This is a genomic window from Streptomyces sp. MZ04 (assembly GCF_004684775.1).
Taxonomy (GTDB): domain Bacteria; phylum Actinomycetota; class Actinomycetes; order Streptomycetales; family Streptomycetaceae; genus Streptomyces.
In genome coordinates, this window is the sequence record NZ_SRIC01000270.1 from 1 (window position 1) to 10,825 (window position 10,825).

Annotated in this window: 7 protein-coding genes and 1 pseudogene; 2 read left to right on the forward strand and 6 right to left on the reverse strand. The window is 70.1% G+C overall.

Features of this window, described 5'->3' with window-relative positions:
• The coding region (locus tag E2651_RS35075) for a CDP-glycerol glycerophosphotransferase family protein (protein ID WP_135335301.1) at positions 1 to 2,151 on the forward strand (2,151 nt) is incomplete at its 5' end.
• Entirely contained in the window at positions 2,148 to 3,314 is a 1,167-nt protein-coding gene (locus E2651_RS35080; RefSeq protein WP_135335302.1) for a glycosyltransferase, read from the forward strand. The genes E2651_RS35075 and E2651_RS35080, both read left to right, overlap by 4 nt.
• 98 nt (positions 3,315 to 3,412) lie before the next feature.
• Here the strand turns inward: E2651_RS35080 and E2651_RS35085 are convergent, their stop codons facing one another.
• The 6 genes and pseudogenes from E2651_RS35085 to E2651_RS35110 all read right to left on the reverse strand — a co-directional run.
• Positions 3,413 to 4,288, reverse strand: a complete 876-nt coding sequence (locus tag E2651_RS35085) for a class I SAM-dependent methyltransferase (protein ID WP_135335303.1) — start codon at positions 4,286 to 4,288, stop codon at positions 3,413 to 3,415.
• A gap of 73 nt (positions 4,289 to 4,361) precedes the next feature.
• A complete protein-coding gene (locus tag E2651_RS35090; protein ID WP_135335304.1) occupies positions 4,362 to 6,611 on the reverse strand; it encodes a bifunctional glycosyltransferase family 2 protein/CDP-glycerol:glycerophosphate glycerophosphotransferase in 2,250 nt (749 codons plus the stop codon).
• 183 nt (positions 6,612 to 6,794) lie between these two features.
• Positions 6,795 to 7,676, reverse strand: coding sequence for a carbohydrate ABC transporter permease (locus E2651_RS35095; protein WP_135335305.1), 882 nt, complete (start codon positions 7,674 to 7,676; stop codon positions 6,795 to 6,797).
• Positions 7,673 to 8,953, reverse strand: a complete 1,281-nt coding sequence (locus E2651_RS35100) for a sugar ABC transporter permease (protein ID WP_135335307.1) — start codon at positions 8,951 to 8,953, stop codon at positions 7,673 to 7,675. Before E2651_RS35100 ends, E2651_RS35095 begins: the two co-directional genes overlap by 4 nt.
• 75 nt (positions 8,954 to 9,028) lie before the next feature.
• Positions 9,029 to 10,426, reverse strand: a complete 1,398-nt coding sequence (locus E2651_RS35105) for an ABC transporter substrate-binding protein (RefSeq protein WP_135335306.1) — start codon at positions 10,424 to 10,426, stop codon at positions 9,029 to 9,031.
• Positions 10,427 to 10,602: 176 nt separating this feature from the next.
• Positions 10,603 to 10,825: pseudogene (locus E2651_RS35110) on the reverse strand (hypothetical protein); the annotation flags it as partial.

The following is a 10,825-nucleotide window of genomic DNA, read 5'->3' on the forward strand; positions in this document are numbered from 1 at the left end:
GCCCACGAGACCCCCGGCCTCGCGGAGGCCAACGCCCGCGCCGCCGCGCTCCTGATCGGCCTCGGCCGCCTCGACCTCTGCGACCGGCGCGAACGTGCCTTCCTCGGCGACCATGTGCTGCCGTGCGCGCGGACCTTCCCGCGGCTCACCGCCGAGCAGCGCCGCGCGACCACGGCCGCGCTCGCCCCGCACCTGGCGGGCCGCGCGGACCCGCGCGCCCTGGACGAGCTCGCCCCGGTGGAGCGCGTGTGCGTACGGCTGCTCGCGGACGGCGACACGGAGGGCGTCCTCGCGGCCGCGTACGCCCTCGCCCGGCCCGGGACGGTCGTCTCGGAGCTGACCGAGCGCGACGGCAAGGTCTACTGGCGGGCCGGCGGCCTCGACGATCCCCGCGTACGCGACGTACTGGATGTCACGGAACTCGGCCACCAACACCGGGAGTTGAGTGACACCCGTCTCCTCAACCGCCTCACCCGATGCACGGTCGAGGGCGCCGAAGCGGTCCTCGAAGGCCGGGTCGTGCTGCCGACGGGCCTGCTCCCGGAACGCCCGCCGCTCACCGCCACACTCCACGTCCGGGCACGCGGCGCGGGACGGCGGGCCTTTCGCGTACCCGTCGAGGAGGTACGCCACGACGGCGGCGCGATCGTCTGGCGGGCCAGGGTCCGGCTCACCGGCGGCCCGCGCGAACTCGGCACGGGCGACCGCGTATGGGAGCCACGCCTCCAACTGACGGCAGGCACACAGGACGTGGCCACCGAACTCGTCGCCGAGCGGGAGACCGTGGGCAGCAGTCAGGGCCTCACCGTCACCGGCGGCAACAAGCTGGAGCTGCGCCTGCGCCCCCGCGGCAGCGCCACCCGCGTCCTGCGCGCCGCACTCCACTACGCCACGCACTTCCGCCCCGCCCGCATGCTGAAACTTCGGATCCGGGCCCTGCGCAAGAGGCTTGACCGTCTCGGCACACAGCCCGTCAAGATCCGCTTCTACCGGCAGGTGCTGCGCCGCCTGCCCGTCAGCAAGGGCTCCGTGGTCTTCGAGAGCCACATGGGCAAGTGCTACGGCGACAGCCCGCGCGCCGTCCACCAGGAGATCCTCGACCGGGGACTGCGCCTTCGCTGCACCTGGTCGTACGCGAAGTCCACCGACGGATTCCCCGACTCGGCGCGGCTCGCCCGCCGTTGGTCCTACCGCTATCTGTGGGCCCTTGCCCGCGCCGAGTTCTGGATCGACAACCAAGGCTTCCCGCACGCCCTGGAGAAGCCGAGCCACACCACGTATCTGCAGACCTGGCACGGCTCCGCGTACAAGCGGATGGGCTTCGACGAGGCGCGCCTCAAGACGCAGAACGCCCCGCAGCGCGCCCGGCTGCAGCGTGCCGTCGACCGCTTCGACCACTTCCTCGTGCGCTCCGAGCACGACGTGAACACCCTCGCCCGCGCCTACGGAATCCCCGACGAGCGGCTGCTGCGCTGCGGCTATCCGCGCAACGACCGCCTTGTCGCCGCGCGCGCCGACGACCAGACGTCGGGCCGCTTCCCGCGCCCGGCCACGGCCGCCGCACTCGGCATCCCCGACCACAAGACGGTCGTCCTGTACGCGCCGACCTTCCGCGGCCTGCCCAAGAACAACAGACCCGTACAACTGCCCCTGAACGTCCGGAAGTTCGCCGACCGCTTCGGCGACACCCACGTACTCCTGGTGCGCGCCCACTACATGGAGGCGGCGAGCCTCCCCGTGTGCCCGCCCGGCACCGTCGTCGACGTCTCAGCCCACCACGACGTCAGCGAACTGCTCTGCCTCGCCGACGTCCTCGTGACCGACTACTCGTCGATCATGTTCGACTTCGCGCTGCTCGACCGGCCGCTGGTGCACTTCACGCCGGACCTCGACGCGTACGCGGCCGAGCGGGGCAGCTACTTCGCGCTGCGGGACGACGCGGGCGGACCCGTGGTCGAGACGGAGGAGGAACTGCTGCGGACCCTGGCCACGCTGAAGCAGGCCGACGGGGCGTGGACCGACGCCCGGCGGACGTTCGCGGAACGCTTCGGCGCGTACGACAAGGGGCGGGCCGCGGCGGACGTGGTGGACGCCCTGTTCGGAAAGCGGTTCGGGAACACGGCAGACGCAGCCAAGGGGGACGGCGCATGACCATCACCACTGCGGCCGCGGTGCGGAGCCGCGACCTCTTCCTCGTCGCGAACACCGTCGACGAGCTGGGCGGAGTCACCGCCTGGGCCCACCAGATGGCCCGCCTCTTCACGGCCGGCGGCCACCGGGTGCACGTCATCGGCGTCCACGAGGCCGAGCTGAAACTGGTGCTCCCCGACGACCTCGGCTACCCCGTGACCAGCCTCTACCGCGAACACCCCCCGACACCCCGCCCCCTACGCGGACTCGGCCGGCTGAACGTCATGGCGCGGCGCCGCGAATCGGCGCGGACCGCCGCCAAGAAGCGGACGGTCGACCGGCTCTCCGAGCTCTTCCGCGCCGCGCGCCCCGGCGCCGTCGCCATCGTCACGCAGGTCTGGCCGATGGAGTGGATCAGGGAGGCGGACACCGCGGGCCTGCGCATCATCGGCATGAGCCACGAGTCGTACGCCTACACCCGCGCCTGCCACCGCTACCGCTCGGTCAAGCGCAACTACCCCTCCGTGGACCGCTGGCTCGCGCTCACCCAGGAGGACGCCGACGACTGGATCGCCGACGGCATGCACAACGTCGGGGCGATGCCCAACGCCCTTGCCCACCTGCCCGAAGTCCCCTCGCAGCGCCGCCAGAAGGTGGTCTGCAGCATCGGCAGGCTCGCCGACCAGAAGGGCGTCGACATGCTCGTCGACACCTGGGCCCTGGTCGCCCCGCAGCGCCCCGACTGGACGCTGCGGATCTATGGCGCGGGCGCGGACGAGGCCGATCTCAGGCGCCGGTGCACGCGGCTCGGCCTCGACGGTTCGGTGGAGTGGATGGGCCGCACCGGCGATGTGCCGGGCGTGCTGGCGCAGAGCTCGGTCTTCGCGCAGTCATCGCGCGGTGAGGGTTTTCCGTTGGCCCTGATGGAGGCGATGGCCAGCGCGGTGCCGTGCGCGGCCTTCGACTGCGCGCCCGGCGTACGGGAGATCGTCCGGCACGGCGAGGACGGGCTGCTTGCACCTGCCGGCGACGTGCAGGGCCTCGCCGACCGTCTCCTTCGCCTCACCGGCAATCCCCGGCTTCGGGACGCGATGGGGGAGCGGGCGCGGGTGAATGTGCAGCGGTTCTCTGAGGCGGCTGTGCTTCAGCGCTGGGAGGAGTTGTTCGAGCTGCTTGAGCGCTGAACGCTTTGCTGCGGGCCGGTGGGGGCTTGTCGCGCAGTTCCCCGCGCCCCTGACGGGGCCCGTCCTGGGACGGGCCCCGTTATCTCTGCGCCGGAATTTCAGTTACGTCCCGTCCGCGAAAGCAGTGACGCGAGCAGGCCCTTGGCGCGAGCGGGCTCGGGCGCCCGCTCCGGGAGCTCCCCCGCGTGCCGGGACACCGGCTGCTCGGGTGGCCTGGCCTTCTTGCCGCTGATCCGGATCATCGGGAAGTCGGCGACCTCCTCGGCGCCGTGCCACATGTCGTCGCGCCCCTTCAGGAACGCCGCGAGATCGGCGTGGATCGCGTCGTAGGCGCCCCACGTCCCGTAGAACTTGGTCGCCGTGATGCACAGCGGCTTGAGCCCCGTGCTCGCCACCGCGCCCCAGGTCGCCGCGGCCACGCCCGGACAGTGCTCGGCCCGGAAGTCGTCGAGGACGACGATCCCGTCGGGGCCGAGCACCTCGCGGGCCGCGTCGATGTCCGCGTGCACATGCTCGTACAGATGCGAGGCGTCGATGTGCACGAAGCGGCAGGTGTCAGGCTCAACGTGCGCGGTGATGCCGGAGGACGGCTCCTGGACGATCTGCGGCAGCTCGTCGTGGAAGGAGCGGTAGTTGGACTCGAAGGCGCGGCGCGTGAGCGTGGACCGGTAGGAGCGGCCCATCTCCGCGGAGTTGGCCTCGTCGGGCGCGGGCGAGTCGAAGAGGTCGCAGACCGTGAAGTTCTCGTCCGGGTGCAGATACGTACCCATGAAGATGGCGCTCTTGCCGAGATAGGCGCCCAGTTCGAGGAGGTCGCCCCGCTCGGAACGGTCGTACTGCCTGCTCAGGATCCAGTCGAAGAGCACCTGGTCGACCGGATGGAACCATCCCTTCACATCGGAGAGCTGGTGCGGCCGCGGCAACTGATCCGTGTCCGTGCCGTGCGTGGACGCGTGCGCTGTTGCTTGCTGCATGTCTGGTCCTGGGGATGGGGGGAGGCGGACTGTGCTGCCGGACGTGTGGGGGTCGTTTCGGCGCACGATGCCGTTAGAAGCGCGGAGTGGGCTCGGAGACGTCGGCCCGCGGCAGCGGCTCATCGGCCACCCCCGCGGGAGGCGCGGGGTGCCGCTCCGCCAGTGGCGCCACAGACGGTAGACCCCCGGGCTCACCGAGCACCACATGCCTCACAACCCGTTCAGCCGCTCGCCCGTCGTCGTACACACAGAAGCGGTTTCGGAAGGCCGTGCGCAGCTGGGCCGAGCGCGAGCCGCGCCAGTGGCCCGTCGCGAAGATGTCGGTGAGTTCGTCCTCGCTGCGCGCGACCGCGCCCGGCGGGAAGTCGCGTACGTCGAAGTAGGTGCCGCGGGCCGCTTCGTACGCCTCCCAGTCGTCGGCGTGCAGGACGACGGGCCGGTCGAGGTTGGCGTAGTCGAACATCAGCGAGGAGTAGTCCGTGACCAGGGCGTCCGACGCGAGGCAGAGGGGCTCGACGCTCGGATGGTCCGACACGTCGATCAGCCGTCCACTGGAGGACGCGAGCGGTGCCTCGTACGAGTGATGGGCGCGGGTCAGGATCACGAAGCGGGGGCCGAGTGCCTGGAGCACCCGCTCGAGGTCGAGGGCGCGGAGCTGGGAGCGGCGGTAGTCGCGGTGGGTGGGCGCGTAGAGGATGGCGACCGCGCCCTGGGGGATGCCGAGGAGCTCGCGCTGGCGGGCCACGTCCGCGGAGGTCGCCCGCTGGTAGAGGTCGTTGCGCGGGTAGCCGTACTCGAGGGTCGTGTACGAGGCGGGGAACACCCGCTCCCAGACGAGCGACGAGTGCCGGTTCGCCGACAGGACGTAGTCCCATTTGTCGGCGTTCTTCAGGAGCGCCCGGAAGTCCGTGCCCCGTGCGGCGGCCGGGCGGTCCTGGAGGTCGAGGCCCATCAGCTTCAGGGGTGTGCCGTGCTGGGTCTGGATCATCACCTGGCCGCGCCGCTTGACCAGCCTGCGGTCGAAGTCGACGTTGTTCACCAGGTACTTGGAGCGGGCGAGGGCGGTCCAGTACGCGGCCGTGCCGGGCCGGATCTTCCGGGTGGCCGTCGGCACCGAGTGGTGGTGGCGGGGGTCGGCGATCCACGCGGTGCGGATGTGCGGGGCGTGCTCGCGCACCGCGGCCTCCAGGGCGCCGGGGTTGCAGCCGTAGCCGCGGCCCCAGTACGCGGAGAACACCGCGCGGTCGGCGCGCAGCGGCAGGCGCAGCTGGATCCGGTAGTGCAGCTGGAGGGCTGCGCCCTTGGCGCGGCGGCGGGCGGTGGCCGCGTACCGCCTGGCCCTGGTCCGCACCCGAAGCGCCGTCCACAGGGTCCGGTAGGTGCGGTGCGAGCCCATCCGCACCAGCGCGTGCCGCAGCCGGCTGCTTGCCCTGCCGCGCGAGCCGGGGACGCGGTAGCGGCGGTAGTGCGAGCGGGCCCTGCGCAGGAAGTCTGGGCGGCTGCCGCGCGGCAGCCGGTCGCGCTTGGTGAAGACCGTCGAGAGGTGGTCGACCATCCGCCGGAAGAGGACGGGCCGCCAGGCCGCCGAGAACTCGGGGTGCTCGTCGAGGAACGCGAAGACCCGGTCGTACTGGTCGAAGATGTCGAAGTGCCGGCGGCTCGTGGTGTTCAGGATGTTGCCCCGGCGCCGCTGCCGGTAGTGCAGGCAGACCCGGTCGAGGGTGGAGATCGAACCCGCCGACAGCATGACGGGGAAGGTCCAGGGGGTGTCCTCGTAGAAGCCCGGCGGGAAGTCGAAGCCCTCGCGCTCGATGAACTCGCGGCGGTAGGTCTTGTTCCAGGCGACCATCAGGAGCCTCAGCAGGCTCGGCCGCTCGTCGAGGCGGAAGGGTGCCTGGCCGTCCTCGTCGAGGAGGTTCGCGTACTGGTTGCGCACGGTCTCGCCCGACCAGTACGTGCGCGCGTAGTCGTAGACGAGGACGTCCGGCTCGTCCGTCTCCTTGAGGCGGTCGGAGATGGCGTGCAGGGCGCCGGGGGTGAGGGTGTCGTCGCCGTCGAGGAAGACCAGGTAGTCGCCGCACGCGTGCTCCATGCCCGCGTTGCGCGCCCGGCCGAGGCCGACGTTCTCCTTCAGGTGGACGGTTTTCACCCGGGTGTCGCGGGCCGCGAACTCGTCGATGAGGGCGCCGCAGGCGTCCGGCGAACAGTCGTCCACGACGATCAGCTCGAGGTCTGTGAACGACTGGTGGAGGACCGACTCGAGGCATGCGTGCAGATATGCCTGCACCTTGTACACGGGAACGATGACACTGAACCTGGGCAAGGCACATCCATGGGTCGGCGCGGGCATACTGCCCGGAAACGCCCCGGGGGCCGGTCGGGTTACGCCGGATGCTGCAGACGGGGGATGGACGCAGGTGAGGCGGCCCCCGCCGGGGACCGCCTCACTCGCCGAACGAATGTACAACTGCCGTTGTCGGGCGGCGACTTGACCGCCGACTGGCCGCTACTTGACGGCTCCCGCCATCACGCCGGACACGAACTGCCGCTGGAACGCGAAGAACACGGCCAGCGGGATCACCATCGAGATGAACGCGCCGGGCGCCAGGATCTGCACGTTGTCGCCGAAGGACCGCACCTGCTGCTGGAGCGCGACAGTGATCGGCGGGCTCTCGGAGTCGGCGAAGATCAGCGCGATCAGCATGTCGTTCCAGACCCAGAGGAACTGGAAGATGCCGAGCGAGGCGATCGCGGGCGCCCCGAGCGGCATCACGACCCTCAGGAAGAGCCGCAGCTCACCGGCTCCGTCCAGGCGCGCCGCCTCCAGGAGCTCGCGCGGGATCTCCGCGAAGAAGTTCCGCAGCAGGAAGATCGCGAACGGCAGGCCGAAGGCCACATGGAAGACGACCACGCCGACCGTCGTCTCGAAGATGCCGATCTCGCCGAAGATCTTGGAGACCGGGAGCAGCGCCACCTGCACGGGCACCACGAGCAGCCCGACGACGCCGAGGAACCACCAGTCGCGCCCCGGGAACTCCATCCACGCGAAGGCGTATCCGGCCAGGGACCCGATGATCACGACGAGCAGTGTCGCCGGGACGGTGATCATGATGCTGGACAGGATCGAGTCGGTGATCGTCTCGTCCTCGAGCAGGTTGGTGTAGTTGTCCAGAGTCATCTGCGACGGCGTGGTGAAGACCTTCCACCAGCCGCTCTCGGCCATGTCGGACGAGGTGCGCAGCGAGCCGAGAAGGAGGCCGATCGTGGGCACCAGCCAGAAGAGACCGATGACGACGAGGAAGACGCGTACGGCACTGCCGCTGAGCACGGCCGCGATCCGCCCGCCGAGCGACTGCTTGGCCTTCACCACTTCGACCTGGTCGGTCATCGTCGTGCCTCCCGCCTGAGCCGCCGGATGTTGAACATCATCACCGGGATCACGAGGAGGAAGAGGAGCACGGCGATTGCGCTCGCCACTCCCGAATCCTTGTCGAGGAACGCGGAGTTGTAGAGCTGCAGCGCCAGGACGTTCGCGTCGTCCTTCGACGAGTTCGGCGCGATGATGAAGATCAGGTCGAAGATCTTCAGTACGTTGATCATGAGCGTGACCGCGACCACGGCGAGCACCGGCGCGAGGATCGGCACGGTGATCCGCCGGAACACCTGCCACTCGTTGGCGCCGTCCACGCGGGCGGCCTCGAGGAGTTCACGTGGCACGCTCGCCAGGCCCGCCGCGATCAGGACCATCGCGAAGCCCGTCCAGATCCACAGGTACGAGCCGATCACCGCGGGCGTGATGAGGGACGGGCCGAGCCAGTCCACGCCGTTGTACGGCTCGCGGAAGTTCGACGCGGGGAACCGGAGTTGGGCCCCGTCGGCCTCCTTGGGCAGCGCGAAGGTGCCGTCGCCCGCCGCCTCGGCCGAGGCCACCACCTTGCCGTCCTTGACGGCCTCGATCTTGATCCCGGGATAGCCGAACTCCGCCTTGTCCGGGGCGTTGAGCTCGCCCCGGCCCCTGCCGCGCGTGAAGTCCTGCCAGGCCGTGCCGGTCACCTGGTCCGCGTCCGGCTTCGCGGCCGCGGCCGGCTTCGCGTCGTCCGGCATGTTGGCCGGTGCCACACCGGTCAGCGGCAGGACCACCGGAGTGCCCGCGCTGACCGTCTTGCTGGTGATGAAGGCACCCCCGCCCGCCGACTTCAGCGGCGACCGCGTACTGGGATGCGCCTGCGGGAACGCGGACGACTCGGCGAAGGTGTCGTGCGCCGCCACGAACACGGCGTTGGCGACACCCCGGTCGGGATCCGACTCGTAGACGAGCCGGAAGATGATCCCCGCCGCGAGCATCGAGATCGCCATCGGCATGAAGATGACCAGCTTGAACGCCGTTCCCCAGCGGATCCGCTCGGTGAGCACGGCGAAGATCAGGCCGAGACCGGTCGCGACCGTCGGGGCGACCACCACCCAGATCGCGTTGTTCTTGATCGCGGTGAGGATGGTGTCGTCCGTGAACAGCGTCTTGTAGTTGCCGAACGCCGTGAAGTCGCCCGACTTGTCGAAGAAACTGCGGAACACCGAGTACCCGATGGGGTAGAGGACGAGCGCGCCGAGCAGCACCAGGGCGGGCAGCAGGAAGAGCGCTGCCACGGACTTGCGGGTGCCGGTCACGCTCTTGCGCGGTTTGGGCGCCGGGGGCAGCGCCATGTTCGGCGTGCCCCCGGCGTTCGCGGACGCCATGGCGCGTCAGTCCTTGTAGGCCTTGGCGGCGGCCGTCTCCAGTGCCTTCTGCGTGCCGGCGACGTCCTTGGGGTTCTTCAGGAAGTCCTGCAGCGCCTTCCACTCGCCCTTGCCGGGCGTGCCGCCGAAGGCCTGCGGGGCCTGGTCGGACATGTCGAAGCGGATGTCGTCGCCCGCCGCGATGAGCGCCTTGGCGATGTCCCGCTGCACGTCGTTCGGGTACGCCGCCAGGTCCAGGCTCTTGTTGGGCGACACGAAGCCGCCCGCCTCGGCCCAGATCTTCGCCGCGTCCGGCGAGGCCAGGAAGGTGAGCAGCGCCTGCGCGCCCTTGCTGTCCTTCAGCGCCACCGCGGCGTCACCGCCGACGACCGCGGGTGACTCGGCACCGACAGCCGGGAACGGGAACACCTTGGCGTCCGAGCCGATCTTCGCCTTCGTCTCCGAGATGGGCAGCGAGACCATGTCGCCCTCGAAGACCATGCCCGCCTTGGGCTGGTCGCCGCCGGTGAAGGTCTGCTTCACCGAGGCCGGGAACTCGGTCTGCAGCGCGCCGTCCGCGCCGCCCGCGACGAAGCCCTTCTTGCCGTAGAGCTCGCCGAGCGTGGTCAGCGCCTCCTTCACGGAGGGGTCCGTCCACTTGATCTCGTGCTTCGCCAACTGGTCGTACTTCTCCGGGCCCGCCTGCGAGAGGTAGATGTTCTCGAACCAGTCGGTGAGGGTCCAGCCGTCGGCGCCCGCGACCGATATCGGCGGCACGCCGGAGTCGTACACGGTCTGGGCCGTCTTCATGAAGTCGTCCCAGGTCTTGGGCTCTTGGGTGCCCGCGTTCTCGAAGACCTTGGTGTTGTACCAGACCAGGGACTTGTTGGCGGCCTTGAAGTACACGCCGTACTGCTTGCCGTCGACGGCCCCGAGGTCCTGCCAGCCCTGCGCGTAGTTCTTCTCGAGCTGCTTCTGCGCCTCGGGCCCCACGGGCTTGGCCCACTTGTTCTGGACCGCCTGCTCGATGGCGCCGACCTGCGGAAGCATCGCGACGTCCGGCGGCTGGCCGCCCGCGACCTTCGACTCCAGGAAGCTGATGATGGGGTCCTGCGCGGGAACGAAGGAGACGTCGGCCCCGGTCCTCTTCTCGAACTCGTCGAGAACCTTGAGGAATACCTTCCGCTCCGATCCGCCCCACACAGCGGCGACGGACACCTTCTGCCCGTCCAGCTTGGGCAGTTGGAGGGCGGCCGCGCTCTCCTTGCCGCCGTCCTTGTCCCCGCCCTTCCCGTCGTCCTTGTCGTCGTCGCCACCGCACGCGGTGACGGTGAGGGCGAGCGCCCCCGCGACGACGGCCGCGGCGATCCTGGCGGTGGTACGCCGATGGTGCGGTGCCCTGCGTGTACGAAGAGTGCTGCGCATCACTGCCCCGTTCTCTTCACTGGCGAGCGAGTCCCGTGCGGCTTGTCTACGCCCGCCCGGGGAACACCGGCAAGAGCACCAACCATGACAACTAGCCGATCGTGATGGCGTTGTGACGTGCCGTCATGAGAAGCGGCCGATTCAGCTGGGCCCCCGTCAGTAACACCGCGAAGCAGCTACAACAGGGACGGCACCTGATCCGCCGAAACTGACCGCGCCGCCCGCTCCAGCGCACTGGCGAGCAGCGCCAGGTCCGTAGGCCCGTTCCCCAGTTCCCGCACCGGACGCCGCGCCGGCGGATCCCCCATCCGCTCCCACTCCAGTGGGACAACGGTGGGCCGCAACGTCGCCGTACGAGGAATGCGCCCAGTGACCCGCCCCGCCTGGAAGGCGCTGACC

Coding starts and splice junctions, on each gene's coding strand:
- E2651_RS35080 (WP_135335302.1), top strand. CDS start 2,148: ATGACCATCACCACTGCGGCCGCGGTGCGGAGCCGCGACCTCTTCCTC.
- E2651_RS35085 (WP_135335303.1), bottom strand. CDS start 4,288: ATGCAGCAAGCAACAGCGCACGCGTCCACGCACGGCACGGACACGGAT.
- E2651_RS35095 (WP_135335305.1), bottom strand. CDS start 7,676: ATGACCGACCAGGTCGAAGTGGTGAAGGCCAAGCAGTCGCTCGGCGGG.
- E2651_RS35105 (WP_135335306.1), bottom strand. CDS start 10,426: ATGCGCAGCACTCTTCGTACACGCAGGGCACCGCACCATCGGCGTACC.